Raw genomic sequence first — 26,715 nt, 5'->3', positions numbered from 1 at the left:
ACTAGCGAGTCCAAGCCGGTAGAAGAAGTATCAGAGAAGAAAGAAAAGAAGGAGAAAAAGGAGCTGCCGTGGCTCCTGGAGACCCTTCTCATCATCCTCTGCGTATTGTGCGTGGTAGGCCTCGTACAAACCTTCATCGGCCGCCAATATGTCATTCCTTCTGGTTCGATGGAGCCAACCCTCCACGGCTGCGATGGCTGCACCAATGACCGCATCTTCACCGAGAAGATTTCCTACTACGGAGATAAGGGCCCAGAGCCTGGCGACGTCGTGGTGTTCAAGGGCACCGATGACTGGAACCGCAATTACCAGTCGCCGCGTTCTTCCAACGAGGTCATTCACAAGATTCAGGATGTACTGAGCTACGTCTCGCTGACCCCGCCGGATGAGAACACCTTGGTCAAGCGCGTCGTAGCTACGGGCGGCCAGACCGTGTCCTGTCAGGAGGGCGATCCAGCTGTGATGGTGGATGGCAAGCCGATTAACCAGGACTACGTCATGGATCCGCCAACCTACAAGGTTGACGAGAAGACCGGTTCCTATGCCTGCGGCGGTGCCTACTTTGGCCCAGTTACCGTTCCGGAAGGAAACATCTGGGTAATGGGCGATAACCGCACGGCTTCCGCGGACTCCCGCTATCACATGCAGGATCAGTACCAGGGCACCATTCCGGTAGAAAACGTCCGCGGCAAGGTCATGTTCGTGTTCTTCCCGTTCAACCACATCGGTGGGGTAGATGACCCAGACATCCAGGCCTAGAAAGCGGCGTCCCAACCTAGAAAACCGCGCCGTTGACCACGCCCCGGAAGAAGAGCGCGTGCGCGTGCGCGATCTTCTGCCTACGGTCATCGTGGTGTTTCTGGTCTTGGCTTTCGTGCAGACGTTCATCGGGCGGATGTATCTGATTCCGTCGGCTTCGATGGAGCCGACGTTGCATGGCTGTGCGGGCTGTAAGAACGACCGTATCTTGGTCCAAAAACTCAGCTATTACTTCTCTGATCCGCAGCCCGGTGATGTCGTGGTCTTCGCAGGCACCGATTCCTGGAATTCTTCCTTCGCAGTAAAGCGCTCCGATAACGTGCTCGTTCGCGGCGTCGAAAATGCCGGCGCGGCCATCGGCTTGCTGCCTAATGGTGAAAACATTTTGGTCAAGCGTGTTATCGCTACCGAAGGCCAGACCGTTTCCTGCGAGGCAGGTGACCCGGCAGTGATGGTGGATGGCCAGCCCATCGACCAGTCTTATGCCAAAACCCCGCCAGAGATGCCGGTGGATACCGCAGCTGGCTCGGAGGCCTGCGGCGGCAGCTATTTTGGCCCCGTCACGGTCCCGGAGGGAAATATTTGGGTGATGGGTGATAATCGCACGAACTCGCTCGACTCCCGCGCGCACTTGGGCGACAACCTGCAGGGCACGATTCCGGTGGACAATGTTCGCGGCAAGGTAGAGGCAGTGGTTCTGCCGATTCCACGCGCACAGCTTATCGACGATCCCAAAATCCAACATGCGGCGGCTTAAACAACAGCGCACCTACGAAGTGGCCTTGAGTAAGGCTGGTCTGGGCCCGGTAGCCGGCGTCGATGAGGCCGGCCGCGGGGCGTGCTGCGGGCCGATTACTATCGCCGCATGCATCCTGCCGGAGAAGATCGTTCCGGAGTTGGATAAGCTCACCGACTCTAAAAAGCTCACGCCCAAGACGCGGGAGAAGCTCTATCCCATCATCAAAGACAAGGCTCTGGCCTGGTCTGTGGTGCATATTGGGGCGGATGACATTGATTCTCGCGGCATCCAGCACGCTAACGTCTCTGGGATGCGTAGGGCGGTAGCGCGCCTGGAGGTGCGCCCGCACTACGTGCTTACCGACGCCCTGAAGATCCCCGGCATGCCCGCACCCCAGCTGCCCATGGTGGGCGGCGATGCCGCGGCGCGCTGCATTGCGGCTGCCAGCGTGCTGGCGAAGGTCTCGCGCGACTACGTGATGGATGAGCTCGATAGGCAGTATCCGGGCTATGGTCTGGGCTCGCACAAGGGCTATGGAACGGCTATTCATCAGGAAGCGATCGCCCAATTGGGTGCCTGCCCGGAACACCGGATGAGCTATCGCAACGTGGCACAAGCCCACGCGAAATTTCTCGCGCGCGCCTGAAACTGTTCAGGTGGTTTCCGGGTTAAGCTAAGGCCCATTGACCCCACAACTTTGGAGGATTAGCAAGTGAGCGCCGAGGAACTCGACAACTACGAGGCGGAAGTAGAACTCTCCCTCTACCGCGAATATCGAGATGTTGTAAGCCAGTTCTCCTACGTAGTGGAAACCGAGCGCCGCTTCTACCTGGCGAACGCCGTGGAGCTCATCCCGCACACCTCAGGCCCGGATGTCTACTACGAGGTACGCATGTCTGATGCCTGGGTATGGGACATGTACCGCTCTGCTCGCTTCGTGCGCTACGTCCGCGTTATTACCTACAAGGACGTCAACATCGAGGAGCTGGATAAGCCAGACTTCCTCCTGCCGGAATAGTTATTTCCTTAAAATGTCAGCCCCTGAATAAGGCTGTGCTGGCTTAGCAAACGACACCATCTTTGCGCGCCCTGTCGCGGTAACTTGCCTGAGTCGCGGTGAGTTATCCACAGTTGGCGCGCTTTTTGCGTTTTGGGGCTAGCTATATTCTCTGCTTCTGCGCTGGACTGGGTCTTACAAAGAAAAGTTGATGCGGCTTTTGCGGCGTTTCAGCGGGTGTCGCAGCCCAGGGCGCGGCGAAAGCTCGGAATTTGGGGGAGTAAAGCGTGCTTTTAAGGTCCAATAAGAACCAGGTTTTAGGAAAACGCGGGGAGGCATTTGCCGCGCAGTTTTATCGTGAGCGCGGCGGACAGGTGCTGGCCGCCAACGTGCATTATGCGGTGGGCGAGATTGACCTTATCGTGCAGGAGGGGGCCACGATTGTTTTCGTAGAAGTTAAGACGAGGGCCTCTGATGCTTTTGGGGTAGCCGAAGCCGTTACCCCGCGAAAGCTGGTGCGCATGCGGAAGGCTGCGGCGCAGTGGCTGCAGGATAAACCCTTGTCCGTGGTGCGCTTCGACGTCGTGGCGCTGGTGGCACGCGGCCAGGGATTTGAGCTCACGCACTACGAAGGGGTTGAGCATGGCGCTCGGTAGATGCCATACGACGGCCCTCGAAGGCGTTACCGCGCACGTGGTCACGGTGGAAGCCAACGTGGGAACGGGGCTCCCGGGAGTGCAGGTGGTGGGCATGGCGGATACGGCGATCTCGGAATCGCGAGACCGCATCCGTACTGCGGTGGTTAACTCGCGGCTGCCGTGGGCGAAGACGCGCGTGGTGGTCTCAATGGCGCCGGCGGCTTTGCCGAAGTCAGGTGCACACTTTGACCTTCCCATGGCGTTGGCGATCTTGTCTGCACAGATGCCGCACAATGAACTCCTCGACAATGCGTTGGTGCTTGGTGAGTTGGGCTTAGATGGCAGCGTGCGCCCAGTATCTGGCATCATTCCAGCACTTCTAACGGCGCGGTCCCAGGGCTTCGACACCTTGGTGATCCCGCTGGGCAATGCGGCTGAGGCGACGCTGGTGCCGGATATGAACGTGCTGGTCGCGCACACGCTTGTCGATGCCTTCGCATGGGCATGCGGCAGCCGGGACTTGCCTTCGGCGCAGGGGATGGAAGTACCAGTTCCCGCATGCGAGGAGGTTCCAGACTTTCGCGACATCGCGGGCCAGAGGGAAGCGAAGTGGGCCGCAGAGGTTGCGGCCGCTGGCGGGCATCACCTGTTGATGGTGGGCCCGCCGGGATCAGGAAAGTCGATGATTGCGGCACGTTTGCCTTCCATCCTGCCCAAGCTGAGCACCGACCAATCCGTCGAGGCCACAGCCATTCACTCCTTGGCGGGCACTCCCGGCGCGGTGGTCTCCCGTGCGCCGTTTATTGCGCCGCATTCCTCGGTTACGCGGGCAGCGCTGCTCGGCGGCGGTGCGGGGAATCCGCGGCCAGGCGCGGTGAGCTTGGCGCATCATGGGGTCTTGTTCCTCGACGAGGCCAGCGAAGTATCCGCGCGCGTATTGGACGGGCTGCGCGCTCCCTTGGAGGACGGGCACGTGACCATCTCGCGTGCGCGGCGCGAAGTTACCTTCCCGGCGCGTTTTCAGCTGGTGCTGGCCGCCAATCCATGCCGTTGTGCCGCTGAGGAGCCAAGCAAGTGCCGGTGTAGGGCGTCTGAGCGACGGAACTATCTCACAAATTTGTCGGGGCCGTTGCGTGACCGCTTGGATATGGTGGTGGATATATCGGGCCGGGCGGCGAGCTTGCATGCGGTGGATGAGGAGCCTTCGGCGGCAATCGCGGAAAGGGTCGCGCAAGCACGGGATCGAGCGAAGCAGCGCTGGCGCGGTGATGGACTTGCCGTTCACAATAACGGTGCGGTGCCAGCTTCGTATTTGCGGCGGAATCGTCCTGCGACGGAGACTGCAATGGCGATGCTTGCGGCCTATCTTGCAGATGGCGAGCTAAGCCAGCGCGGCGTTGACCGTGTACTACGCCTAGCGTGGACGCTGGCAGACCTTGATGGCAGCGCCCAGCCTGACATCGACCATGTGGGCAAGGCGCTAGACCTGCGTGGGGCGGGCGTGCTGGAAAGGCTGGCGGCATGAGTAGCTTAAATTTGTCTACTTCGCTGCATGCTTGGATCTATCTCAACCGAGTGGTGGAAGGTCCATCTCGTACCCTGCACGGTTTGTTGTCCCAGTACCCCGTGGATGAGGTGGCGCATGGTGTCTATCACGCGGCGGACTGGATTGGTGCGTTGCGCGATGAGACGACAAGTAGGAGGGACTGGCTGCGGCAGGACGAAGACTTGGCAGCGGCGCAGCGCGTGGGCGCGCGGCTGATTACTCCTGAGGATGCTGAATGGCCTCGGGAAGAATTCGCCCAGGCCTTCGGCTTCTATCAGGCAGGCGGCGCCGATGCCCCGGCGACCTTTGATAGCCAGGCCGTTCCACCGCATGCGCTGTGGGTGAAAGGCAAGTCCGTGCGCGAATGCGTGGCTCAGTCGGTAGCTCTCGTGGGAACACGCGCGATTAGTCGCTACGGCTGGGAGGTCTCCAAGTTGCTGGCTGGGGGCTTGGCCAGCCACCAATGGACCACGGTTTCGGGCGGGGCGCTGGGCGTGGATACGACTATCCATGAAGCAACTTTGGAAGCAGGTGGCCAAACAGTCGCGGTTGCGCCATGCGGCATCGATGTTAACTATCCTGCGCGCAATGCGTCCTTGTTCGCGCGGATCGCGGAAAGCGGATGCGTCATCTCTGAGTTCGCGCCCGGGACTACCCCGCAGCGTCATCGTTTCCTCACCCGCAACCGCTTGGTCGCGGCGCTTTCGGCCGGCACTGTGGTGGTAGAAGCCGCGTTTCGTTCAGGGGCTCTCAACACTTTGAACTGGGCGGAGGCGCTCGGCCGGGTAACCATGGCGGTGCCAGGGCCAGTCACCACAGCAGGCTCGCTGGGATGCCATCAACGCATCCAGGACCAGCGGGCGCAGCTGGTGACATCGGTGGATGAGATTCGCGGGTTGGTGGGCAACGTCGGAAGTGTGGATGCGGCAGGGCAGTACGAGCTCGACTTTGCTCCGAGCAAGGTGCAGCAGCTATCTCGCAACGAGCTCAAGGTCTTTGATGCCGCGCCACAAAATAGCGAGGAAGGTGCAACCGCAGAAGACATCGCTCAACAAGCAGGCATGCGCGTGGCCTTGTGCGTCCACCTCTTGGTGGCTTTGCAGAAACAGGGGCTGGTTATACGCGAGGGCAAGCGTTGGCGGCGCAGCGAATGAGATACGAAGATAGAAAGGACAAAGGCGCTGCGCTAGACACGGGGATGTTGAGCCTTCTGCAACTGGAGTAGACTCCTGGGACATGACACGGAGCGCGGAGGAGCTATCTGGGCAGCTGGTAGAGGCAATCGAGGATTTCGCCGAGCACCAGCTGCTCATCCGTGGGCGTTCGCAGGCCACGGTGAAGGGATACCGCTCCGACCTTCGGGACTTAGCTCGTAGCGTTCCAGACTTTGCGAGTTTTGACCTGAACGCACTGCGCGCCTGGCTCGGTGAGGCTGTCACTGCCGGCAAGTCCCGAGCCACCTTGGCACGCCGCACTGCGGCGGTTCGAGCGTTTTCGACGTGGGCGGTGCGCGAAGGCCATCTTGGCTCGGACGTTGCAGCGCGCTTGGTGACTCCGAAGGTGGGCAAACACCTGCCTAAGGTTCTGGGGGAGAACGAAGCAGGGGAGCTCGTGGGCAATGCCGTCTCGGCTGACGAGGTTCATTTCCTGCGCGATAGTGCGATGCTGGAGTTGCTCTACGCCACCGGCATGCGCGTGGCAGAGCTTGCCGGCCTCGATATCGGTGACCTCGATCTGCGCCGGCAGACCGCGCGGGTTACCGGCAAAGGAAACAAACAGCGCGTGGTGCCTTTTGGAGAGGCAGCCGCTGATGCCTTGCGCACTTGGTTGGATAAGGGTCGCGCTCAATTGGCGGGGGAGACGGAAGCCGTCTTCGTTGGCACACGCGGTGGGCGTATTGACCAACGCCAGGTGCGCCGCGTGGTGGAAAAAGCTGCACAGGTAACCGGCGCCAATGGGCTAAGCCCGCACAGCTTGCGGCACACTGCGGCCACCCACCTTCTAGAAGGCGGCGCAGACCTGCGCGTGGTGCAGGAGCTTTTAGGGCATTCCTCTTTGCAGACCACGCAGGTTTATACCCACGTTTCCGCACAGCGGCTCAAGGACGTTTACTCTAAGGCCCATCCACGGGCTTAAGCCGGATCACCGGGGCGTCGAGAAGCGAAAGCGGATCGATATACGTCTTTTCCGGGCCGTCGATAAGCGCGCCCCAGTGCAGGCCAGGCTTGCCGTCCACCGGTGGCGCTAACCTGCCAATGATTTGGCCCTCGCGGACCTTATCGCCCTTGGCCACATGCCCGAATACAGGCTGATAGGTCGTGCGCACGCCATCGGCATGTGCGATGGAAACTACGGGTTTGCCCGCCACCTTGCCAACAAAATAGACCTCGCCGTCGCCAGCAGCGCGAACGTCAGAGCCAATCGAAAGCGCCAGGTCCACACCCCGGTGACCAGCGCTCCACTTCTGAGCCGGTGGATCAAAACCTTCCAAAACCCGCGTTGCCATGGCAGCGCCCGTGGTGGGATCGACATATGCCCACGCGGTCGGCGTGTTGGGCGCGCCGGGAGCACAGGGAAGAATGACCAGTTGAAAGGCGCCGAGGCACAGAGCCAGCCAGCAGACATTTGGCTTCGTGCGTATCCAAGAAAAGTTCTTTGCGTTGAGTTTCATAGACCTAGTCTTTGCAATGGGGCAGTGGTGGCGAAAGAGTTGATTAATGCGCTGTGAACAAACTGGGGTTAGTGGGGTGCATGTGAGCGATGTGGTGCCGTTTGGGGCCGCGTCAGCGAAAAATTGTGGAAAAGCGCCACTCGTTTTGGACTAGTGCGCAGGATGCGGCTAGAATTTGCCCCAGCAGTGTGTCTGGCATGTTTAAAAGCATTTCGATGCGCTGACTACGCGCGGCGAAGTCGTTGCTTCCTGGGTTAAGGAAGAAACAGCCCTGTGTTGACGCGGTCCCCACATGAAGTGGGGTGTTGACCAGAGCCTTCGTTGCTAGGGTGCGGAATAAAACACCGCACATTTTCTTGCAAAACCGAAATAACAACAGAAAGCGAGCGAATCATGGCAGTTGTAACCATGCGCGAGCTCCTCGACGCTGGTGTGCACTTCGGCCACCAGACCCGTCGTTGGAACCCAAAGATGAAGCGTTTCATCTTCACCGACCGTAACGGCATCTACATCATCGATCTTCAGCAGACCCTGACCTACATCGATGAGGCTTTCGAGTTCGTCAAGGAGACCGTTGCCCACGGCGGCACCATCCTCTTCGTCGGCACCAAGAAGCAGGCTCAGGAAGCAGTTGCTGAGGAAGCAACTCGCGTTGGCATGCCTTACGTCAACCACCGTTGGCTGGGCGGCATGCTCACCAACTTCCAGACCGTTTCCAAGCGTCTGAAGCGCATGAAGGAGCTTCAGGCAATGGACGCAGCTGAGGACGGCTACAAGGGCCGCACCAAGAAGGAAGTTCTCATGCTGACGCGCGAGCGCGTCAAGCTGGAGCGCGTTCTCGGTGGCATCTCCGAGATGACCAAGGCGCCTTCCGCACTGTGGATTGTTGACACCAACAAGGAGCACATCGCGGTTAAGGAAGCTCAGAAGCTGAACATCCCAGTTGTTGCCATCCTGGACACCAACTGCGATCCGGATGACGTTGACTTCCCGATCCCAGGCAACGACGACGCAATCCGCGCTACCAAACTGCTGTCCGGCATCATCGCCACCGCAGTTGAAGAGGGCAAGAAGGCCCGCGAGGAGCGCCAGCTGGCTGCAGCTAAGGAAGCTGCCGGCGACTCCGCTGAGAAGGAAGCTCGCGACGCAGCAGAGGCTGCTGCTGCTTCCGACCCAGCATCTGCTGAGTCCGCAGAGTAAAAGACTTTAGGCTAAGCCCCCGCTACCGTTGGATTACGGCCGCGGGGGTTTATTCTTCTGTAAAAACTCACCCCCAAGGGCGGCGTAAAACGTTAGCGTCGAGTACGCTGTCACATCGAATACTGTTTGAAACCAAGGAGGATCGCCCGAACTATGGCGAACTACACTGCTGCAGACGTAAAGGCACTGCGCGAGGCTACCGGCTCCGGCATGCTTGATTGCAAGAAGGCACTCGACGAGTCCAACGGTGACTACGACAAGGCCGTAGAGTTCCTGCGCATCAAGGGCGCAAAGAACGTTTCCAAGCGCGCTGAGCGCGAGGCTACCGAGGGCCTCGTTGCTGTTTCCGGCAACACCATGGTCGAAATCAACTGCGAGACCGACTTCGTTGCAAAGAACGAGGCATTCAAGGCTTTCGCTACCAAGATCGCTGAGGCTGCTGGCGAGGCTAAGGTCAACTCCGGCGAGGAGCTGAACAACCTCGAGATCGACGGCAAGAAGGTTTCTGAGATCGTCGACGAAGAGTCCGCAAAGACCGGCGAGAAGCTGCAGGCACGCCGTGCAGTCACCCTCGAGGGCGACAACGTCGCTGTCTACCTGCACCAGCGTTCCGCTGACCTGCCGCCGGCAGTTGGCGTTCTCGTTTCCTACGAGGGCGACGCTGAGGGTGCACACGCTGTTGCTCTGCAGATTGCAGCTATGAACGCTGAGTACCTGACCCGCGAGGACGTTCCGGCTGAGGTCGTTGAGAAGGAGCGCGAGATCGCTGAGGCTACCACCCGCGAGGAGGGCAAGCCGGAGGCTGCTCTGCCGAAGATCGTGGAAGGTCGCCTGAACGGCTTCTACAAGTCCGTCGTTCTGCTTGAGCAGGCTGCACTGTCTGACTCCAAGAAGACCGTCAAGCAGGTTGCTGAGGAAGCTGGCACCACCATCAAGGGCTTCGTGCGTTACGAGGTTGGCGCCTAAGGCTTTGATCTAAAGCTGCTTGCTTTTTAGCTGCAGACTTTCTAGTGGTCCTGTCGCAATTGCGGCAGGACCATTTCGCGTTTTCTGTGCGGGTGGCATCCACCCCATTGAATATGAGCAATAGAGCTTGTATGGGTAAGATGGAACGGACTTAAAAACGCCCGCATTAAGGAGACGATGAAGGCCGTGGCTAACCCTGACACCAAGCGAACCGGATACAAGCGCGTAATGCTTAAGCTGGGCGGTGAAATGTTCGGAGGTGGCAAGGTCGGCATCGACCCAGACGTTGTAGAAAACGTCGCCCAGCAGATCGCCGAGATTGCAAAGCAGGGCACCGAGGTCGCCGTAGTCATTGGCGGCGGCAACTTCTTCCGCGGCGCCGAGCTTTCCCAGCGCGGCATGGACCGCGCCCGTTCTGACTACATGGGCATGCTGGGCACTGTCATGAACTCCCTGGCACTGCAGGACTTCCTGAAGCAGCAGGGCGTCGATTGCCGCGTGCAGACCTCCATCAACATGGCTCAGATCGCAGAGCCTTACCTGCCGCTGCGCGCAGACCGCCACCTGGAAAAGGGCCGCGTGGTTATCTTCGGCGCTGGCATGGGCATGCCGTACTTCTCCACTGACACCACCGCTGCACAGCGCGCGCTGGAAATTGGGGCAGAGGTGCTCTTCCTCGCCAAGGCTGTTGACGGCGTCTATTCCGACGACCCACGCACCAACCCTGATGCGGAGCTCTACTCCGAAATCACCCCGCGTGAGGTCATCGAGAAGGGGCTAAAGGTTGCAGACGCCACCGCGTTCAGCCTCTGCATGGATAATGACATGCCAATCCTGGTGTTCAACCTGCTGACTGAGGGCAACATCAAGCGCGCCGTCAACGGCGAGCAGATCGGCACCCTGGTTCAGTCCAAGGAAGACTAAGAAAGTACTTTAGGCCACGTCCTTCGCCCCAGAAGGCGTGCGATCCTGCTAGATTCAATCCCAGTTACTTTAAATTCGAAAAGGGGAGTTTTAACCCAATGATCGACGAGATCCAGCTCGAAGCAGAAGAGCACATGACCGCTTCGGTGGAGCACACCCGCGAGCAGCTGGTCACCATCCGTACCGGCCGCGCAAACCCGGTTATGTTCAACGGCTTGGTTGCTGAGTACTACGGTGCGCCGACCCCGATCACCCAGATGGCTACCATCTCCGTTCCGGAACCACGTATGATGCTCATCAAGCCTTATGAGCAGTCCATGATCCAAGAGATCGAAAACGCTATCCGCAACTCCGACTTGGGCGTTAACCCAACCAACGACGGCCACGTTCTGCGCGTAACCATCCCGCAGCTGACCGAGGAGCGCCGCCGCGACCTCGTCAAGCAGGCAAAAGGCAAGGGCGAAGACGGAAAGATTGCTATCCGCAACATCCGCCGCAAGGCCATGGACCAGCTGAAGAAGCTGCAGAAGGACGGCGACGCCGGCGAGGACGAAGTCGTTGCAGCCGAAAAGGAAATGGAAAAGACCACCGCGGGTTATATCGACCAGGTGGATAAGCTCGTTGCCAACAAGGAAAACGAGTTGATGGAGGTCTAAGCACCTCGAACCTGGCCGCCGGGCACTTTCAGCTCGGCGGCGCTTTTTTGTGAGTATCCCATCTTCCTGTGGAAGGAGCGCGCGTGACTAGCGAGTCGAATCGTCGTCTGCCCAAGCCGAAGAACGGCGCGGGCCGTGACCTGCCTGCGGCGGTCGGGGTAGGCGTGGGCCTTGGCGCACTCGTTGTCTTTGCCGTCTGGGCCGGTGCCTTTGCTTGGTACATGGTCGTGGCAGTAGCCGTCGCTATCGCAATGTGGGAAGTACTCACGCGCCTGCGCGAGCATTCCTTTTTTATGCCTCGCACCCTGCTCATCGTCTTGGGCCAGGCGATGCTTTGGGTCTCCTGGCCTCTGGGAGCCCCCGGCCTCGTAGCGGTCTACGTCGTCGCCGTCTTGGCACTCATGTTTGGCCGTCTCTTCCACAACGGCCGGCATCGCCCGCCGATTAACTATCTGCGCGATATGTCCGTGGGACTTTTCGTCCTGACCTGGATTCCTTTGTTTGCCACGTTTGCGGCGATGCTGTCCCGCGTGGAGACCCCGTTCGCCTCTGGCGCGGCGTCGATTGTGGCCTTCATGCTCTGTGTCGTGGCCTCTGACACCGGCGGCTACGTAGCCGGCGTGATGTTCGGCTCGCACCCCATGGCTCCTGCAGTAAGCCCCAAGAAGTCGTGGGAAGGTTTTATCGGCTCGGTCATCTTTGGCGTTGCCACCGGTGCCCTTAGCGTGAAGCTGCTGCTGCACCACGATGCATGGGTAGGCGGCCTGATGGGCTTGGGTCTGGTGTTCTGCGCCACCTTGGGCGACCTCGTGGAATCCCAATTTAAGCGCGAGCTGGGTATCAAGGACATGTCCCAGATTCTTCCCGGCCACGGCGGCTTAATGGATCGCCTCGACGGCATGCTTCCTTCCGCCATGGTGACCTGGGTGGCCGTGAACTTCTTGGCTAATTTCCACGGTTTCTAAATTTTTAGCCGAAGGCAAAACCTAAAAGACTCCTCCCTCTCTTCCGGCCACGCGTCGAGCGTGACTTAAGAAGATGCGGGAGGAGATTTTTAATGTATTAGTGTTTGGCTCGCTGGGTATTTAGCGGTTGCGTGCCTTGGCCTGCTTGCGCACCTGGCGGCGCAGCTCGAACATGCGCCACATGCCAACCAGTGCCATGATCAGTGCGCCGGCGATGGCGAAGATGAGGTAGGCGATGCCAGCCGGGAATTCGCCCGACCAGTTCAGGAAGTTCATCGGCACCTTCTGCTGGTTCTGCAGGATAAAGACGATGAGGACGATGAGCAGCAGGAATCCCACGATCAGTGCGGCCCAGGTGGAAGCTGCGAAAGATCCTTTGACCTTCGTGTCCTCTTGCTGGGAGTAAGTGGACTCAACTTCGGTGTGCGTGCCAGTGGTGTTATCAGCGGTGGTCTCTGGCGCGTAGGCGGTCTCGTCTGCGGGGAATTCGTTTTGTGTCATATGTCTATTTAATCCTGCGAGCTGTCGATTGTGCCACTTCGCCTCGGTTTCAATTGGGTAAAAGTGCCGAAAACGTGGAAAAATGGGCGGAACCATGGCTGAAGCATTGAAACTTAATTTCTCCGCCCCTCGGCGCGGTTTGCCGCCGAAGCACTTCGCGGATCTGTCCCACGACGAGCGCATTGACGTCCTCGCGGAAATTGGCCTGCCTAAGTTCCGCGCGAACCAGCTGGCAAAGCACTACTACGTACACCGCACCGCGGATGTCTCCGAGATGACGGACATCCCGGCCGGCAAGCGTGAGGAAGTCCAGGAGCGTCTCTTCCCAACGCTGATGACTCCCATCCGCCAGACCTCCACGGATGACGGGGAGACCACCAAGTCCCTGTGGCGCCTGCACGATGGCACCATGCTCGAGTCTGTGCTCATGCGCTACCCGGGCCGCGCCACCTTGTGTATTTCTTCCCAGGCCGGCTGCGGCATGGCGTGCCCGTTCTGCGCTACCGGTCAGGGCGGCCTCGACCGCAACCTGTCCACCGCAGAGATCGTGGAGCAGTTCCGCCACGCCGCCAAGCTCATGGAGGAAGAAGGCGGCCGCCTGTCCAACGTGGTGTTCATGGGTATGGGCGAGCCGCTGGCCAACTACAAGCGCGTGGTCCACGCCGTGCGCCAGATAACCGGCCAGGTCTTGACGGGCTTTGGCCTTTCCCAGCGCAACGTGACGGTTTCCACCGTGGGACTTGCTCCAGCTATCCGCAAGCTTGCCGACGAAGACCTCTCCTGCACCCTGGCAGTCTCCCTGCACACTCCAGACGATGAGCTGCGTGATTCCCTGGTTCCGGTCAACAACCGCTGGCCGGTCGAGGAGGTCCTCGACGCCGCTCGTTACTACGCTGACAAGTCCGGCCGTCGCGTCTCCATCGAGTATGCGCTCATCCGTGACAAGAATGATCAGGACTTCCGCGCCGACATGCTGGGGCAGAAGCTGCACCGCGCGCTCGGCTCCAAGGTGCACGTCAACGTCATCCCGCTGAACCCAACCCCGGGCTCTGAGTGGGACGCCGCACCGAGGGACCGCCAGGACGAGTTCGTCCGCCGTGTCATCGCTCAAGGCGTGCCGTGCACCGTCCGCGATACCAAGGGCGATGAAATCGCCGCCGCCTGCGGCCAGCTCGCTGCCGACGAGCGCGAGTCCGCCTAAAGCTCGGCCAATCCACCCGAGCCATTCACGCCGCCCAACCCATTTACGCCGCCCAATCCATTTACGCCGCCCCAAGCTCGCCTTGGGCGGCGCTTCAGCTAAAGAGCGCATAAAAATCTCCCCGTCACCCAACAACAAGGTGGGTGGCGGGGAGTATTTCGCGTATGCGCTTAGTGCATTGCCTTGCGGGCTGCACGAGCGGTGCCGCGCTCGACGCGCAGGTGGGAAACGCGAGCTGGGTCGATGTTCAGGGCGCGCAGCTCTGCGTCGTTAAGCTCAGCGTAGGAGCCGGAAACCGTCTTCTGGTCATATACCCAGTCCGGCTCAACGTGGCCAACCGGCTGGTTGCGAGCGGTGACGGTGCGCACCTGGGAGAGGTTCGGGCGCAGGGCGAAGATGATAAGGCCCAGAGCAAGAACGACGGCAAGAGCGATGAGCCAGACGGTCTCAACGTGGCCCTTGTGGTTACCGAAGTTGTAGGCCAGCAGGAAGAGTACAGAAATCCAGCCAGCGATCTGAACGCCAGAGCGGCTGATGCGGGACCAACCAAAACCTGCGGACGGGACGTCCTCAGTGGAAACGCCGTCGAAAACCTGCGGTGCCGGCTTGTGGGAAGACACTTGCTCTCCTTTGCGTGTACATGGCGCACTCTGCGCGCGCACATGAAATGCCATTTATTCTGTGTAGTAGTTTAAATCATCCTCGCCGCGTTAGCGAAGAAACACCCCCGGCAATTTCGCTCACCCTATTTTGGCCGCGGCTCGCTAGGGTTGGAGAGGTGAGTACACAGCGCATTCTTATTCTCGGGTCCACGGGCTCCATCGGCACCCAGGCACTGGAAGTTATCGCCGATAACCCGGATAAATTCCAAGTAGTCGGCATCGCCGCGGGCGGTTCCAACCCGCAATTAGTGATAGAGCAGGCCCGTGCTCTCAATCTTTCGTTTGACCACGTGGCGGTGGCGAGTGAGCAGGCTGCACGCGAAGTCTCAGCAGCCTTGGGAGGCCCGGTGCGCACGGGCGCGGATGCCGCTGAGCAGTTGGTGCGCGAAGTCGAAGCAGACAAGGTGCTCAACGCCTTGGTGGGCTCGATGGGCCTGCGCTCTACCATCGCCACGCTGGAGCAGGGGGCGTTTCTCGCCCTGGCCAATAAAGAATCTCTGGTGGCCGGCGGCCATATTGTCACCCGCATGGCAAAACCGGGCCAGATCATCCCGGTCGATTCCGAGCATTCCGCCATGGCGCAGTGCCTGCGCTCCGGCGCGGAAGGGGAGCTGGATAAACTCGTGTTGACGGCGTCGGGTGGCCCTTTCCGCGGCCGCACGCGTGAGGAGATGTGGGACGTGACCCCGCAGCAAGCGGCGCAGCACCCCACGTGGTCCATGGGGCAGATGAATACGCTTAATTCCGCGACCTTAATTAATAAAGGCTTGGAGCTTATCGAGGCCACCTTGCTCTTCGACATTGCCCCCGAGCGCATCGACGTTACGGTGCACCCGCAGTCCATCATTCATTCCATGGCTACCTTCAAGGATGGCTGCACCATTGCCCAGGCTTCGCCACCTTCGATGAAGCTGCCGATTTCCCTGGCGCTGGATTGGCCGCATCGCGTGCCCGGTGCGCAGCCGGCGCTCGATTTTTCCAAGGCGCACGATTGGCACTTTGAGCCGCTTGACGACGCCGCGTTCCCCGCCGTTTCCCTTGCCCGCGCCGCGGCGGAGGCGGGTGGCACGCATCCGGCGGTCTACAACGCCGCGAACGAGGAGGCTGCGGCGGCTTTCTTGGCAGGCCGCATCCACTTCCCAGAGATCGTCGACGTGGTTGACAAGGTCGTGGGGGAGGCCTCCCAGTTCGCTGGTGTACCCTCATCCGTCGAGGATGTAATCGCCGTTGAGGGCGAGGCCCGCCGGCGCGCAAACGCGCTGGTGGACACTTTGGCTAACTAGAAAGCTTTCACCACTATGGCAAATATCCTGGGCATCGTCTTATTCGCCCTGGGAATCGGTATCACCGTTGCTTTGCACGAGGCTGGACACATGTTCAGCGCTCGTGCTTTCGGCATGCGCGTGCGCCGTTTCTACATCGGCTTTGGCCCCAAGATCGCGGGCTTTACTCGCGGGCACACCGAGTACGGCCTAGCGGCCTTCCCGGTGGGCGGTTTCTGCGACATCGCGGGCATGACGGAACAAGATGACTTCCTCACGGAGGAGGAAGAGCCGCATGCGATGTACAAAAAGCCGGCATGGCAGCGCGTCATCGTGTTGGCTGGCGGCATCACGGTCAACCTCTTTTTGGGTTTTGTCATCTTGCTGCTCATCGCCATGACGGCGGGCATTCCGAACCCGGATGCAGACGTGCGCCCACGAGTGGGCGAGGTGGTTTGCTCAGCAGATCAGAACCAGCAGGGCGAGTTTGCGGACTGCCAGGGCGAGGGGCCTGCGGGCAAGGCTGGAGTGAAGGTCGGCGACATCGTCGTGGCCTTGGACGGCAAGCCTTTGCAAAGCTTTGCGCAGCTGCGCGAGGAGGTCTTCCCGCGCCCGGGGGAGAAGGTGCAACTCGAGGTCGAGCGCGATGGCCAGCACAAGACGCTGGAGATCACTCTGGATTCGGTCAAGCGTTTGAATCAGGAGGGCGCGCTTGTCGACGCCGGCTCCATCGGCCTGGTCAACCAGCCGGTAGATACCACGGAAAAGCATGACTTTATCGGCGCCTTCCCGGCCACGGCGCGTTATGCGGGCTATGTCTTAGACGCGACTGTCGACGGCATCATTCAGTTCCCGGCCAAGGTACCTGGGGTAGTGGCCTCCATCTTTGGTCACGAGCGCGATGTCAACGGTCCGATGTCCGTGGTTGGCGCTTCCCGCGTGGGCGGCGAGCTGGTCGAGCGTAGTCTGTGGTCGACCTTCTTCATGATGCTGGCGACGCTGAACTTCTTCCTGGCTTTGTTCAACCTCATTCCGCTGCCGCCTTTTGATGGCGGTCACATTGCGGTCATCATTTATGAAAAGATTCGCGACGCCATCCGCCGCCTGCTTGGCAAGGAGCCGAAGGGTCCGGCCGATTACACAGCCTTGATGCCTATTACTTATGCCATCGCGGCCGTGCTGATGGTGGTTGGTGCGCTCATCATCGTCGCCGATGTGGTCAACCCGATCCGCCTCTTCGGCTAAGCCTCTTTGGCTTAGCGCTATTGCTCGTCCCAGGCGCAGGGCGGGCACGAGGCTAGGCACTTAGCGGTGCTAAAGTGGTGACGTTAAATCCCCATTTAAATTCCATGCTTGGTTAAGGAGCATTCATGTCGACCCCAATCGGTCTTGGTATCCCAGACGGCCCACCTCCTACCTTGGCTCCACGACGCAAAACGCGTCAGCTTTTTGTAGGCCCTGTTGGCGTTGGTTCCGAGCACCCGATTTCGGTGCAGTCCATGACCACCACCAAGACCCACGACGTTAACGCCACGCTGCAGCAGATTGCGCAGCTGACCGCCACCGGTTGTGACATCGTGCGCGTTGCTTGCCCGAAGCCAGTCGACGCCGAGGCGCTGCCTGCGATTGCGAAGAAGTCGCCGATCCCGGTCATCGCGGATATCCACTTCCAGCCGAAGTACATCTTCCAGGCCATCGATGCCGGCTGCGCGGCTATCCGCGTGAACCCGGGTAACATCAAGGAGTTCGACGGCCGTGTCAAGGAAGTTGCAAAGGCAGCCGGTGACGCTGGCATCCCGATCCGCATCGGCGTCAACGGCGGTTCCCTGGATAAGCGCCTGCTCGAAAAGTACGGCAAGGCCACCCCGGAGGCCCTCGTCGAGTCCGCTATCTGGGAGGCTGGCCTCTTTGAGGAGCACGGCTTCGGCGACATCGCAATTTCCGTGAAGCACTCTGACCCAGTCCTGATGGTTGAGGCTTATCGCCAGCTGGCTGCGAAGACCGATTACCCGCTGCACCTCGGCGTTACTGAGGCGGGCCCGAAGTTCATGGGCACCATCAAGTCCTCCGTGGCTTTCGGCGCCCTGCTTTCTGAGGGCATTGGCGATACCATCCGCGTTTCGCTTTCTGCCGATCCGGTTGAGGAAATCAAGGTTGGTGACCAGATTCTGCAGTCGTTAAACCTGCGTCCACGCAAGCTGGAGATCGTCTCCTGCCCGTCCTGTGGCCGTGCCCAGGTGGACGTTTATAAGCTCGCCGAGGAAGTTACCGCCGGTCTCGAGGGCATGGAGTTCCCGCTGCGTGTGGCTGTTATGGGTTGTGTTGTTAACGGCCCAGGTGAGGCGCGCGATGCTGACTTGGGTGTTGCTTCCGGCAACGGCAAGGGCCAGATCTTTGTCAAGGGCGAGGTCATCAAGACTGTCCCTGAGTCCCAGATTGTGGAAACCCTCATCGAGGAAGCAATGCGCATTGCTGACGAGGAAGGCTTGGAGGCCGTCGAGGGTGCCAAGGCTGAGGTCCGCGTAACCCGCTAGACCCCACAGAAAACTCAGCACAAAACACGATAAAAATTGTCCGCTTCCCGCTTCGGTGTGGGGCGGACTTTTTGTCCCTTTCGGCTGCTAGTATGCCGAAACATGAGAAAGATGGTGGCGCTGCTATGTGCGGCTTCGTTTGGGGCTAGCTCGCTGGTGGCGTGCACGCCGAAACCTGTTTCGGCGGAGCCTATTGCGGAAAAATTCATCGCGGACATGGAAGCCCGCAACAACGATGAGCTGGCAACGCTGGTGGATAATCCGGACGCCACCACGTCTACGCTGGATGCCACCTACTCGGGCCTGCAGGCAGAAGGTCTTGATATTGAGCTTGGTGATGTAACCCAGGATGACTCGCACGCCACGGCCAAGTACAAGGTGACGTGGGATCTGCCCAAGGACCGCACCTTGAGCTACGACACCGAGATGACCTTGACCAAGAAGGACAAGGACTGGCAGGTGCGCTGGCAGCCGAGCCTGGTTCACCCGAACTTGGGAGCGCATCAGCACTTGGAGTTGCGCGCCATTGACGCCAAGCGTGCGAGCGTGGTTTCCTCCGACGGCGTGGAGCTACTATCGCCGGGCCTGCAGTACCGCGTGGTGGTGGACAAGGAAAAGGCGGGGGATATGCGCCCGCTGGCTGCCAAGATTTCAAGCGCGTTGAACCAGGCGCATGCCCAGGACGATTCCGTGCCGGAGAAGGACGCGGGGGAGTTAGCTAAGGAGCTGGAGGGCTCTGAGGGCAATAGCTACTCGGTGACGATGCTCAATGAGGCCCAGGCGGAGCAGGTGCGCCCGCAGTTGGAGCACATCGAAGGCGTGCGTTTGAACGAGGAGCCTGCGATGGTGACGAGGGAGACGGGCCTGGCCCCGGATATCCTGGCGCGCGTGCGCTCGATTGTTTCGGATGAGGTCGAGGGCAATTCTGGTTGGTCTATTTCGGTGGTCAATGAAAACGGTGCCGCGCTTAGCGACGTCGAGCTGCATCAACCCGAGGAATCTCCCTCCATTCGCGTTGGCTTGGACTACAATGTGCAGCGCGCGGCCCAGGAAGCGGTGAACATGCGCGCTGACTCCGAGGCGATGCTCGTTGCCATCCGCCCCTCCAATGGTGAGATCCTTGCCGTTGCGCAGACTGAACAGGCAGATAAGAAGGGCGATATCGCGCTGCAGGGTCAGTTCCCGCCGGGTTCGGTGTTCAAGATCATCACGGCCTCGGCCGCGGTGGATAAGCAGGGCGCTACGGCGGATACCATCGTCCCGTGCCCGGGCACGATGGATCTGTTTGGCCGCACCGTCACCAACTACAACGGCTTTTCGCTGGGCAGCGTGCCGATGCGCCAGGCTTTTGCACAGTCTTGTAACACCACCTTCGCTGAGGTCTCGACCAACTTGAAGGAAGGCGAGCTGGCGAAGACAGGCAAGGAGTTCGGCCTGGGCATTGATTACGACATCCCGGGGCTGACCACTATCACGGGCTCCATTCCAGAGGGCAAGACTCCGTTGGAGCGCACCGAAGCAGGATATGGCCAGGGCGCGGACTTGGCTAGCCCGTTCGGCATGGCTTTGGTTTCTGCAACGGTGGCGGCCGGCAAGACGCCGATGCCGACTCTGCTGTCGAATCACAAAACGAAGGCGTCTGAGGACGCCCCGGCACCTGATCCGCACGTGCTGGAAAACGTCCGCGACATGATGCGAGCGGTGGTTACCGGCGGTACTGCATCGGGTATGCAGGCCGGCGGCACCATTTACGGCAAGACCGGTGAGGCTGAGATCAATGATGGCTCACACGCCTGGTTCACGGGCTACCGCGAAGATGACATCGCCTTCGCCACGCTCGTTGTCTTGGGCGGTGGTTCCGATACCTCGGTCAACATCACCGACAACTTCCTGCAGAAGCTCGACGCTTACCGCGCCGAGGGCAACGGTTCGGCGCCCGCGCCACAAGAAGGCGAATAGAACGCACAAAACCCAGCTCTAGCCGCAGCACTTAACCTGGTTAGCCGCGGGGTGGGGAACAGGACTAACATGGTCAAACATGAGTAATCGCGCAAAATTGACCCCTCAGAAGCCCACCCCGATCCGTACCGTTCCGGATTCCATTGAGCGCCCGGAATACGTCTGGAAGGAAACCGTCCAGGAAGCGATGGGTGAGCCTTTCGTTCAGACCCCTGAGACCATTGAGGCCATGCGCGAGGCATCCAAGATTGCCGCTAACGCCCTGCAGGAGGCCGGCAAGGCTGTCGCTCCTGGCGTTACGACTGATGAGCTGGACCGCATCGCGCATGAGTACATGCTGGATCACGGTGCATACCCTTCGACGCTGGGGTACATGGGCTTCCCGAAGTCTTGCTGCATCTCGCTGAACGAGATCATCTGCCACGGGATCCCGGATAGCACCGTGATTGAGGATGGCGACATCGTCAACATCGACGTCACCGCATTCAAGAATGGTGTCCACGGCGATACCAACGCTACCTTCCTCGCTGGAAACGTTTCTGAGGAGCACAAGCTCCTTGTTGAACGCACCCACGAGGCAATGATGCGCGGCATTAAGGCGGCAAAGCCAGGCCGTGAGGTTAACGTCATCGGCCGCGTTATCGAGTCTTACGCCAACCGCTTTGGCTACAACGTTGTCCGTGACTTCACCGGCCACGGCGTTGGCCCTACCTTCCACAACGGCCTCGTGGTTCTGCACTACGATTCCACCACGTACCGTGACATCCTCGAGCCAGGCATGACCCTTACCATCGAGCCGATGATCAACCTCGGTTCCCTTGATTACGAAATCTGGGACAATGACTGGACCGTGCAGAACGTTGACGGCAAGTTCACCGCACAGTTCGAGCACACCCTCGTCATCACCAACGACGGCGCCGAAATCCTCACGCTGCCAGACGAGGACTAACCGAAGCTAGAAACCTAAGCCAACACAATATAGTGGCGCCCTCCATCTTGGAAGGCGCCACTTTTTCTATCTGACCCGTCTCAATACTGGGCCCAGATACGCGAAAAGCGCTCCGTCCCCAAAAGGGGAGGAGCGCCAGCGCTTTGAAAGTCCTAGAACCTTCTACCGTGAATTAGCGGCGGAAGATTGGGTCCAGGATGTGCTGCGGCAGAATGCCGGTGTAGACAGCCTGGTTGTAAGCAGCGATCAGGCCACCGATAGCAGCAACGATGCCAGCAGCGATGGTGCCATCGCGCCAAACGAGGGACCAGGGTGCGTCGTTGTTCTCGTCATTGGTCTCCTTGCCAAGAAGATCGGTGCCGACAACCTCTTCATCAGCCTTCAGCCAGTCACCGAGCTTGGAGGAACCAGAGAAAGAGGAGGTCTGGGACTGGGTGTCAGGCTCTGCTGCGGACGCAGCGGAAACGCCGCCGAAAGCGACGGTGGTAGCAGTTGCGAGTGCAACAGCAGCGGTACGGAAGTTACGCATTATTTTGCCTTTCGGAATTCTTGATAGTGCTGATTAGCGAGCGAACGGGCCGTGAACGATGAAGTTGTAAACAGGGCCGATGACGCCGCCAACGAGAGCGCCGATGCCGCCAACGATGGTTGCAGCGTAGAGAGCCTTAGCCCATGCCGGAACTGCGGAGAAGTCCTTGGAGGAACCAAAGATGTCGCGGCCATTGGTGGCCTGATCGTTCTCGAGATCGATCTTGGAAGACAGGGAGCCTTCGCCCTTGGTCTCGCCTTCGGAGTTTGCCAGGTCGTTGGAAGAACCAGCGAAGATTCCGTCGTAGGAGGAACCGTCAGCGGTCTCAGCAGCGGAAGCAACGGTGGTGCCGCCGAATGCTACAGCGATTGCGGTTGCGCCGGCGAGGGCTGCATTGCGGATACGCATATCAAAAATCCTTAAATGTCGTACTTGCAAGGCTTTCGATGGAAAACCTAAGTGTTTTGTGGAAACTACTCCCGAAATTGCTTTCAGAGGATTTCCAGAAACACGCGGTCGCCGGTTTAATATCGGCTCGAGCCGGTGTCCTCAATCAAGGTAGCCCATATGTACTTAAATTGCACGTCACGTTTGTAATTTGATTTAGAAATTTTTCGGGGCTGCCCTCGAAACCGGTCGGATTTGCAACGATGGATTTCGGGATGGTCCCCGCGCTCAAGTGGGCAAACTCTTCTACTGAGGTTTCCTGTGGGGGGTAATTGTGATGTTAGTCACGTAACACAGTCGTTTGCCAGTTTAATCCAAGGACTGCGTTTTCCACGAGCTCCGGCAGAGCTGGATGGATCCAGTATTGCTTCCGAGCAAATGTGCGCATGTCAACGTCGTAAACCATGGCGGTGATGAGTTGCTGGATAAGAGTCGATGCTTGGGGTCCCATTAGGTGTGCGCCTAGTAGGCGGCCCGTTTCTTTGCAAGCGATTAGCTTACAAATTCCTGAATTGTCTTCCATGGCCCATCCATAGGCAACATCACCGTAGTTCTGAACCTTAACGGTAATGTTGTACCCCTGTTCGAGGGCTGCTTCCTCCGTTAGACCAACGCTGGCGATCTGCGGATGGGTGAAAACAGCCGCCGGGACGTGCTCATGCGGCATAGCCTGAAGCTCCTCAGGGTGAAGGAGGTTGTGCTGCACCGCGCGCATCTCTGCATTCGCAACGTGCTTGAGCATGTAGGGAGACGAGACGTCGCCAAGCGCCCAAACGCCCTCCACGGAGGTGCGGCCAAACTCGTCGACCTTGATGCGTCCATCCTCACGGACCTCAATGCCTGCCTTGTCCAAGTCCATCAAGTCGCCGTTTGGTTTGCGGCCCGTTGCCACCAAGATTGCCTCGGCCTCAACTGTGGAACCATCCTCCAACGTCAGCGCTACACCTTCCGCAGTCTCCTCCAGTCTCTGGGCATTCGCGATGCGGACATCGAAGCGCTCACGGGCGAGCTTGTTGAAGCGCTCCACAATGTCGTGGTCCAAGTGGCGCAGGAGCTTCTCGGAACGGTTGACCACCGTGACCTTCGTGCCAAGACCATCGAAGACGTGCGCAAACTCCATGGCAATGTAGCCGCCGCCCACGATAATCAGGCTCTCCGGCTGCTTAGGCATGCGCATGATGTTTTCGTTCGTATAGAACTTCACGCCGGAATCCTTGTATACCGCAGGAATAGATGGGCGAGAGCCCGCCGCAATGACAATTTGCTCGCCAGTAATGACTTCATCGCCCACCGCAATTGCCTTGGGGCCCACGAACGTGGCGTGCTTGTCAAAGACCGTAATATTCGGAGTCTCATCGCCGCGCCGGTAAGCCTCGCCGCCCTCGGCAATCTTGTCGATGCGGTTGACGAAGACGCGCTCAATAATGGATTCCCAGTCCACATTATTTACCTGCGCATCAATTCCCAGGCGCTTTCCCTCTTTCGCTGCGTGCGCCAAGTCGGCTGCGTAGACGTACATCTTCGTCGGAATGCAACCCACGTTCAAACAAGTGCCGCCAAAGGTTCCTTCCTCGACGATTGCGATCTTCTTATCCTCGAAATCCTCCGAAGGGATCGAGTTACCGGAACCGGTACCGATAATGATCAGATCGAAGTGTTCAGCGTCCGGGAAAGTGGAATCTTGCGAAGCCATTTTTCTCCTTATTATTTAGGAAACGTTTTAGGGTGCGTTTATTCAGTTTGTTTTAGCTAGGGCTCAAGTATGCCCGGCAACCATTCATCGACTACGTGGAAGGCCTCGTTGCGGATCGGCTCCCGAGACAAGAACACGTCATGGCGCGCGCCCTCAATCGGGTGCAACGTGTAGTGCGTGCCCAGTTCCTTGGCCCAGCGCTGCGTTTGCTTGACATCAATTACCGCGTCCACGTAGTTGATTTCCTCCGAATACGGTGCGGTGAAATTCGACTTGGTGGACGTCAGTGTCAGGATTGGCACACCGACATCGATGCGGCCGGAGTGGATGGCGTCGAATGCCTTAAACACCGCGCGGATCCATCCCATATATTTCTTATGGCCCGCCAGGGGCTTCTTCTCAAGGTCATAGTTCCACTCGCCATAGCGGCTGGAATGGATGGAATCACCGAATGCTGTGAGATTGCCGCCGTAAAGCGGGAGAGTGGGGGCGAGCTTGCCTAAAGCGAAGATGGCTGGTTTGAGCGCCGTGTAAGCCGGCTTCGGCACACCCATCATGTCAAGCCATGGGCTATTGAGGATAAGCCCTGCAATGCGGTTGTGGCGCTGCTCGTCGCGACGGCGCAACTGGTCAAGCCACAGCGGAAGGATGCAACCCGCGGTGGAGTGGCCCAGGAACACGACCTTGTCCTGTGGGAGGGCGTCGAGTGCCGCGTTTAAGTCCATAAAGTAGTGGTGCATGTCCGTGGTGTAATGCCACTTCTGGTTCGGCTTCCGGGAGCGGCCGCACTTGCGAAGATCGAGGGCGTAGAACGCGTAACCCTTCTCGTGGAAGTGCTTTGCCACGTGCGCCTGGAAGAAGTAGTCGGTCATGCCGTGAACCCACACGACGGCGATCCGGTTATCTAACCCGGTGTGCTCGGCGTCTTGTCGGTACGTGGCTTCGTCGGCGTCGTTCGCGGTGCCTGTATAGCGAATCAAGGTGGCCTCGACTTCGCCTTCGCCGTCGGGGTCGGCGCCTAGGGGCAAGGCCGCGGCTTGGAAACCCGTGCCCAAAATGTCTTGTTTCCATTGCAGAGTTGACTCAGTCATATGTACAGTCTAGGCAAAGTGGGGTGATACGGACTGTGAAAAACGGACATTTTCCCGGTTGAAGAATCCCAATTTCTACATTCAGGGCGTATGGTGGTTTGGTAATGCGTGACGCGTCCCTTGTTATGTGCCGTTGTCAGCGACAAAGGATTAGGGCAGTTGCCTGGCCTTTGCGTGACCAAAGCCGCCGCGGGCTTTGTTCTCCTGATAGTGGAATGTAAAAGGTGGGCGAGAACGTAAGACACTAAAGGCTCTTGTTCACCAGCGAGAGCTTTGTCCAGGAGCAATAACTTTCAATCTGAAGAGGTAATAGCAAGGTGTCCTCCGACAAGAAGACAGCACAAGTTGTAGATGAGGTAGATGTAGCCCTCGTAGGCGCCGGTATCATGAGCGCCACCCTGGGCGCTATGCTCCGCGAGCTGGAGCCAAGCTGGACCCAGATGGTCTTCGAGCGCCTCGATGGACCTGCTCTGGAGTCCTCCTCCCCATGGAACAACGCTGGTACCGGCCACTCTGCGCTGTGCGAGCTGAACTACACCCCAGAAAAGAACGGTCGCATCGACATTTCTAAGGCTCTGGGCATTAATGAGAAGTTCCAGGTTTCTCGCCAGTTCTGGTCTCACCAGCTCAACAACGGCATCCTGACCGACCCGAAGGCATTCATCAACCCGGTCCCACACGTGTCCTTCGCACAGGGCTCCATCCAGGTTGATTACCTGAAGCGCCGCTTCGAGGCCCTCAAGGACAACCACATGTTCCCGAACATGCAGTTCTCCGACGACGACGCAGTATTCCAGGAGAAGCTGCCGCTGATGTCCGAAGGCCGCGACTTCAACTCCAAGAAGGTTGCAATTTCTTGGACCGAGGCAGGCACCGACGTAAACTTCGGTGCACTGACCAAGCAGTTCTTTACCGCTGCAAAGGCTTCCGGCACCGAGATCCGTTACGGCCACGAGGTCGTTGACATCAAGCGCGACGGCTCCACCTGGAAGGTTTACGCCAAGAACCTGCACACCGGTGACTACTCCGTGGTCCGCGCGAAGTTCGTCTTCGTTGGTGCTGGCGGATACGCACTCAATCTGCTGCGCAAAGCAGGCGTCCGCGAGGTCTCCGGCTTTGCTGGCTTCCCAGTTTCCGGCCTGTGGCTGCGTTCCAAGAACCCTGAGCTGGTCAAGCAGCACCACGCGAAGGTGTACGGCAAGGCTGCCGTCGGCGCTCCTCCGATGTCTGTTCCGCACCTTGACACCCGCGTCATCGACGGCGAAGAGGGCCTGCTGTTCGGCCCATACGGTGGCTGGTCTCCGAAGTTCCTGAAGAAGGGCTCCTACCTCGACCTCTTCAAGTCCATCCGCCCGGACAACATTCCTTCCTACCTCGGCGTTGCCGTGCAGGAGTTCGGCCTGACCAAGTACCTGGTTTCCGAGGTTCTCAAGGACTTCGACAAGCGCGTCGAGGCGCTGAAGGAATACGTTCCTTCCGCAGACCCAGCAGACTGGGAGACCGTCATCGCCGGCCAGCGCGTTCAGGTCATCAAGCCGGCCGCTGCACCGCACTTCGGCTCCCTCGAGTTCGGCACCACCCTCGTTAACAACCCAGAGGGCAACATCGCCGGCCTACTCGGCGCTTCCCCGGGCGCTTCTATTACCCCGGCCGTCATGATCGAGCTGCTTGAGCGTTGCTTCGGCGAGAACATGATCCAGTGGGGCGACAAGATCCAGGAGATGATTCCTTCCTACGGCATCAAGTTGGCCAAGGATAAGAAGCTCTACGACGAGATGTGGGACTACACTCAGAAGACCCTCAAGCTCGACGAGAAGTAAAAACTT

At 59.2% G+C, this 26,715-nt stretch carries 27 protein-coding genes; 20 read left to right on the top strand and 7 right to left on the bottom strand.

What is annotated here, in order from left to right:
• Positions 1-63 precede the first annotated feature (63 nt).
• The 8 genes from lepB (HMPREF3155_RS10250) to HMPREF3155_RS10215 all read left to right on the top strand — a co-directional run bounded on the left by lepB (HMPREF3155_RS10250) (position 64) and on the right by HMPREF3155_RS10215 (position 6,815).
• A complete protein-coding gene (gene lepB / locus HMPREF3155_RS10250; RefSeq protein WP_201040727.1) occupies positions 64-759 on the top strand; it encodes a signal peptidase I in 696 nt (231 codons plus the stop codon).
• On the top strand, positions 737-1,516 hold the full coding sequence (gene lepB, locus HMPREF3155_RS10245) for a signal peptidase I (protein WP_070433252.1): 780 nt from the start codon (positions 737-739) through the stop codon (positions 1,514-1,516). Before lepB (HMPREF3155_RS10250) ends, lepB (HMPREF3155_RS10245) begins: the two co-directional genes overlap by 23 nt.
• Complete coding sequence (locus tag HMPREF3155_RS10240) at positions 1,503-2,144, top strand: ribonuclease HII (RefSeq protein ID WP_070433251.1); 642 nt, start codon at positions 1,503-1,505, stop codon at positions 2,142-2,144. Before lepB (HMPREF3155_RS10245) ends, HMPREF3155_RS10240 begins: the two co-directional genes overlap by 14 nt.
• A gap of 66 nt (positions 2,145-2,210) precedes the next feature.
• Positions 2,211-2,516, top strand: a complete 306-nt coding sequence (locus HMPREF3155_RS10235) for a DUF2469 domain-containing protein (protein WP_061923219.1) — start codon at positions 2,211-2,213, stop codon at positions 2,514-2,516.
• Positions 2,517-2,782: 266 nt separating this feature from the next.
• On the top strand, positions 2,783-3,151 hold the full coding sequence (locus HMPREF3155_RS10230; RefSeq protein ID WP_061923217.1) for a YraN family protein: 369 nt from the start codon (positions 2,783-2,785) through the stop codon (positions 3,149-3,151).
• Positions 3,138-4,658, top strand: a complete 1,521-nt coding sequence (locus HMPREF3155_RS10225; RefSeq protein ID WP_070433250.1) for a YifB family Mg chelatase-like AAA ATPase — start codon at positions 3,138-3,140, stop codon at positions 4,656-4,658. The genes HMPREF3155_RS10230 and HMPREF3155_RS10225 overlap by 14 nt, the downstream gene beginning before the upstream one ends.
• Positions 4,655-5,833 carry a DNA-processing protein DprA gene (gene dprA / locus HMPREF3155_RS10220; protein WP_061923211.1) on the top strand — a complete coding sequence of 393 codons (1,179 nt, stop codon included), beginning with the start codon at positions 4,655-4,657 and terminating at the stop codon, positions 5,831-5,833. The genes HMPREF3155_RS10225 and dprA overlap by 4 nt, the downstream gene beginning before the upstream one ends.
• 82 nt (positions 5,834-5,915) lie before the next feature.
• The gene (locus HMPREF3155_RS10215; RefSeq protein WP_061923208.1) at positions 5,916-6,815 is read left to right on the top strand and encodes a tyrosine recombinase XerC; all 900 of its coding nucleotides are present in this window, start codon (positions 5,916-5,918) and stop codon (positions 6,813-6,815) included.
• On the opposite strand, the gene HMPREF3155_RS10210 is transcribed toward HMPREF3155_RS10215, so the two are convergent.
• Positions 6,793-7,350, bottom strand: a complete 558-nt coding sequence (locus tag HMPREF3155_RS10210) for a M23 family metallopeptidase (protein WP_082778616.1) — start codon at positions 7,348-7,350, stop codon at positions 6,793-6,795. The two genes, HMPREF3155_RS10215 and HMPREF3155_RS10210, sit on opposite strands and share 23 nt — an antisense overlap.
• Positions 7,351-7,743: 393 nt before the next feature.
• Here HMPREF3155_RS10210 and rpsB point away from each other — a divergent pair, with 393 nt between their 5' ends.
• The 5 genes from rpsB to HMPREF3155_RS10185 all read left to right on the top strand — a co-directional run bounded on the left by rpsB (position 7,744) and on the right by HMPREF3155_RS10185 (position 12,061).
• Positions 7,744-8,550: a 30S ribosomal protein S2 gene (rpsB, locus tag HMPREF3155_RS10205; RefSeq protein WP_061923205.1), complete on the top strand. Its 807-nt coding sequence runs from the start codon at positions 7,744-7,746 to the stop codon at positions 8,548-8,550.
• Between the two features lie 153 nt (positions 8,551-8,703).
• Positions 8,704-9,516, top strand: a complete 813-nt coding sequence (gene tsf / locus HMPREF3155_RS10200) for a translation elongation factor Ts (protein WP_070433249.1) — start codon at positions 8,704-8,706, stop codon at positions 9,514-9,516.
• A gap of 177 nt (positions 9,517-9,693) precedes the next feature.
• The gene (pyrH, locus tag HMPREF3155_RS10195) at positions 9,694-10,440 is read left to right on the top strand and encodes a UMP kinase (protein WP_061923198.1); all 747 of its coding nucleotides are present in this window, start codon (positions 9,694-9,696) and stop codon (positions 10,438-10,440) included.
• Positions 10,441-10,538: 98 nt separating this feature from the next.
• Entirely contained in the window at positions 10,539-11,096 is a 558-nt protein-coding gene (frr, locus tag HMPREF3155_RS10190) for a ribosome recycling factor (protein WP_070433248.1), read from the top strand.
• 83 nt (positions 11,097-11,179) lie between these two features.
• Entirely contained in the window at positions 11,180-12,061 is an 882-nt protein-coding gene (locus HMPREF3155_RS10185; protein ID WP_179294363.1) for a phosphatidate cytidylyltransferase, read from the top strand.
• A gap of 120 nt (positions 12,062-12,181) precedes the next feature.
• Here the strand turns inward: HMPREF3155_RS10185 and HMPREF3155_RS10180 are convergent, their stop codons facing one another.
• Positions 12,182-12,562, bottom strand: coding sequence for a LapA family protein (locus tag HMPREF3155_RS10180; protein ID WP_061923193.1), 381 nt, complete (start codon positions 12,560-12,562; stop codon positions 12,182-12,184).
• A 94-nt stretch (positions 12,563-12,656) separates the two neighbouring features.
• Here HMPREF3155_RS10180 and rlmN point away from each other — a divergent pair, with 94 nt between their 5' ends.
• Complete coding sequence (gene rlmN / locus HMPREF3155_RS10175; RefSeq protein WP_070433309.1) at positions 12,657-13,763, top strand: dual-specificity RNA methyltransferase RlmN; 1,107 nt, start codon at positions 12,657-12,659, stop codon at positions 13,761-13,763.
• A gap of 170 nt (positions 13,764-13,933) precedes the next feature.
• On the opposite strand, the gene HMPREF3155_RS10170 is transcribed toward rlmN, so the two are convergent.
• Entirely contained in the window at positions 13,934-14,383 is a 450-nt protein-coding gene (locus HMPREF3155_RS10170) for a DUF2631 domain-containing protein (RefSeq protein WP_061923190.1), read from the bottom strand.
• A 158-nt stretch (positions 14,384-14,541) separates the two neighbouring features.
• Here HMPREF3155_RS10170 and dxr point away from each other — a divergent pair, with 158 nt between their 5' ends.
• The 5 genes from dxr to map all read left to right on the top strand — a co-directional run bounded on the left by dxr (position 14,542) and on the right by map (position 21,129).
• Positions 14,542-15,708, top strand: coding sequence for a 1-deoxy-D-xylulose-5-phosphate reductoisomerase (gene dxr / locus HMPREF3155_RS10165; protein ID WP_061923187.1), 1,167 nt, complete (start codon positions 14,542-14,544; stop codon positions 15,706-15,708).
• A gap of 15 nt (positions 15,709-15,723) precedes the next feature.
• On the top strand, positions 15,724-16,932 hold the full coding sequence (locus HMPREF3155_RS10160) for a M50 family metallopeptidase (RefSeq protein WP_070433247.1): 1,209 nt from the start codon (positions 15,724-15,726) through the stop codon (positions 16,930-16,932).
• 125 nt (positions 16,933-17,057) lie between these two features.
• Positions 17,058-18,221, top strand: coding sequence for a flavodoxin-dependent (E)-4-hydroxy-3-methylbut-2-enyl-diphosphate synthase (gene ispG, locus HMPREF3155_RS10155; protein ID WP_070433246.1), 1,164 nt, complete (start codon positions 17,058-17,060; stop codon positions 18,219-18,221).
• Positions 18,222-18,323: 102 nt separating this feature from the next.
• The gene (locus HMPREF3155_RS10150; RefSeq protein WP_070433245.1) at positions 18,324-20,180 is read left to right on the top strand and encodes a penicillin-binding transpeptidase domain-containing protein; all 1,857 of its coding nucleotides are present in this window, start codon (positions 18,324-18,326) and stop codon (positions 20,178-20,180) included.
• 79 nt (positions 20,181-20,259) lie between these two features.
• Positions 20,260-21,129 (top strand): type I methionyl aminopeptidase, encoded by an 870-nt coding sequence (gene map / locus HMPREF3155_RS10145; RefSeq protein WP_070433244.1) that lies wholly within the window; start codon positions 20,260-20,262, stop codon positions 21,127-21,129.
• Between the two features lie 172 nt (positions 21,130-21,301).
• Here the strand turns inward: map and HMPREF3155_RS10140 are convergent, their stop codons facing one another.
• The 4 genes from HMPREF3155_RS10140 to HMPREF3155_RS10125 form a co-directional block, all read right to left on the bottom strand.
• Positions 21,302-21,658 (bottom strand): hypothetical protein, encoded by a 357-nt coding sequence (locus HMPREF3155_RS10140; RefSeq protein WP_070433243.1) that lies wholly within the window; start codon positions 21,656-21,658, stop codon positions 21,302-21,304.
• A gap of 33 nt (positions 21,659-21,691) precedes the next feature.
• Positions 21,692-22,066 (bottom strand): hypothetical protein, encoded by a 375-nt coding sequence (locus tag HMPREF3155_RS10135; RefSeq protein ID WP_070433242.1) that lies wholly within the window; start codon positions 22,064-22,066, stop codon positions 21,692-21,694.
• Between the two features lie 319 nt (positions 22,067-22,385).
• The gene (gene mtr / locus HMPREF3155_RS10130; RefSeq protein ID WP_070433241.1) at positions 22,386-23,798 is read right to left on the bottom strand and encodes a mycothione reductase; all 1,413 of its coding nucleotides are present in this window, start codon (positions 23,796-23,798) and stop codon (positions 22,386-22,388) included.
• A gap of 56 nt (positions 23,799-23,854) precedes the next feature.
• Complete coding sequence (locus tag HMPREF3155_RS10125) at positions 23,855-24,889, bottom strand: alpha/beta hydrolase (RefSeq protein WP_070433240.1); 1,035 nt, start codon at positions 24,887-24,889, stop codon at positions 23,855-23,857.
• A gap of 317 nt (positions 24,890-25,206) precedes the next feature.
• On the opposite strand from HMPREF3155_RS10125, the gene mqo reads away from it, so the two are divergent.
• Positions 25,207-26,709 carry a malate dehydrogenase (quinone) gene (gene mqo / locus HMPREF3155_RS10120; protein WP_061923161.1) on the top strand — a complete coding sequence of 501 codons (1,503 nt, stop codon included), beginning with the start codon at positions 25,207-25,209 and terminating at the stop codon, positions 26,707-26,709.
• The last annotated feature ends 6 nt before the right edge of the window (positions 26,710-26,715 follow it).

It is taken from the genome of Corynebacterium sp. HMSC06D04 (assembly GCF_001807315.1).
Classification (GTDB): domain Bacteria; phylum Actinomycetota; class Actinomycetes; order Mycobacteriales; family Mycobacteriaceae; genus Corynebacterium; species Corynebacterium simulans.
The sequence above is the reverse complement of the archived record's forward strand: the minus strand, read 5'-3'. Positions and strand labels throughout refer to the sequence as shown.

What these genes read in the sequence shown, in the direction of transcription:
- lepB (WP_070433252.1), top strand. Translation starts at nt 737, where the DNA reads ATGACCCAGACATCCAGGCCTAGAAAGCGGCGTCCCAACCTAGAAAAC.
- HMPREF3155_RS10240 (WP_070433251.1), top strand. Translation starts at nt 1,503, where the DNA reads ATGCGGCGGCTTAAACAACAGCGCACCTACGAAGTGGCCTTGAGTAAG.
- HMPREF3155_RS10225 (WP_070433250.1), top strand. Translation starts at nt 3,138, where the DNA reads ATGGCGCTCGGTAGATGCCATACGACGGCCCTCGAAGGCGTTACCGCG.
- dprA (WP_061923211.1), top strand. Translation starts at nt 4,655, where the DNA reads ATGAGTAGCTTAAATTTGTCTACTTCGCTGCATGCTTGGATCTATCTC.
- HMPREF3155_RS10215 (WP_061923208.1), top strand. Translation starts at nt 5,916, where the DNA reads ATGACACGGAGCGCGGAGGAGCTATCTGGGCAGCTGGTAGAGGCAATC.
- HMPREF3155_RS10210 (WP_082778616.1), bottom strand. Translation starts at nt 7,350, where the DNA reads ATGAAACTCAACGCAAAGAACTTTTCTTGGATACGCACGAAGCCAAAT.
- rpsB (WP_061923205.1), top strand. Translation starts at nt 7,744, where the DNA reads ATGGCAGTTGTAACCATGCGCGAGCTCCTCGACGCTGGTGTGCACTTC.
- tsf (WP_070433249.1), top strand. Translation starts at nt 8,704, where the DNA reads ATGGCGAACTACACTGCTGCAGACGTAAAGGCACTGCGCGAGGCTACC.
- pyrH (WP_061923198.1), top strand. Translation starts at nt 9,694, where the DNA reads ATGAAGGCCGTGGCTAACCCTGACACCAAGCGAACCGGATACAAGCGC.
- frr (WP_070433248.1), top strand. Translation starts at nt 10,539, where the DNA reads ATGATCGACGAGATCCAGCTCGAAGCAGAAGAGCACATGACCGCTTCG.
- HMPREF3155_RS10180 (WP_061923193.1), bottom strand. Translation starts at nt 12,562, where the DNA reads ATGACACAAAACGAATTCCCCGCAGACGAGACCGCCTACGCGCCAGAG.
- rlmN (WP_070433309.1), top strand. Translation starts at nt 12,657, where the DNA reads ATGGCTGAAGCATTGAAACTTAATTTCTCCGCCCCTCGGCGCGGTTTG.
- HMPREF3155_RS10160 (WP_070433247.1), top strand. Translation starts at nt 15,724, where the DNA reads ATGGCAAATATCCTGGGCATCGTCTTATTCGCCCTGGGAATCGGTATC.
- ispG (WP_070433246.1), top strand. Translation starts at nt 17,058, where the DNA reads ATGTCGACCCCAATCGGTCTTGGTATCCCAGACGGCCCACCTCCTACC.
- HMPREF3155_RS10150 (WP_070433245.1), top strand. Translation starts at nt 18,324, where the DNA reads ATGAGAAAGATGGTGGCGCTGCTATGTGCGGCTTCGTTTGGGGCTAGC.
- map (WP_070433244.1), top strand. Translation starts at nt 20,260, where the DNA reads ATGAGTAATCGCGCAAAATTGACCCCTCAGAAGCCCACCCCGATCCGT.
- HMPREF3155_RS10140 (WP_070433243.1), bottom strand. Translation starts at nt 21,658, where the DNA reads ATGCGTAACTTCCGTACCGCTGCTGTTGCACTCGCAACTGCTACCACC.
- HMPREF3155_RS10135 (WP_070433242.1), bottom strand. Translation starts at nt 22,066, where the DNA reads ATGCGTATCCGCAATGCAGCCCTCGCCGGCGCAACCGCAATCGCTGTA.
- mtr (WP_070433241.1), bottom strand. Translation starts at nt 23,798, where the DNA reads ATGGCTTCGCAAGATTCCACTTTCCCGGACGCTGAACACTTCGATCTG.
- HMPREF3155_RS10125 (WP_070433240.1), bottom strand. Translation starts at nt 24,889, where the DNA reads ATGACTGAGTCAACTCTGCAATGGAAACAAGACATTTTGGGCACGGGT.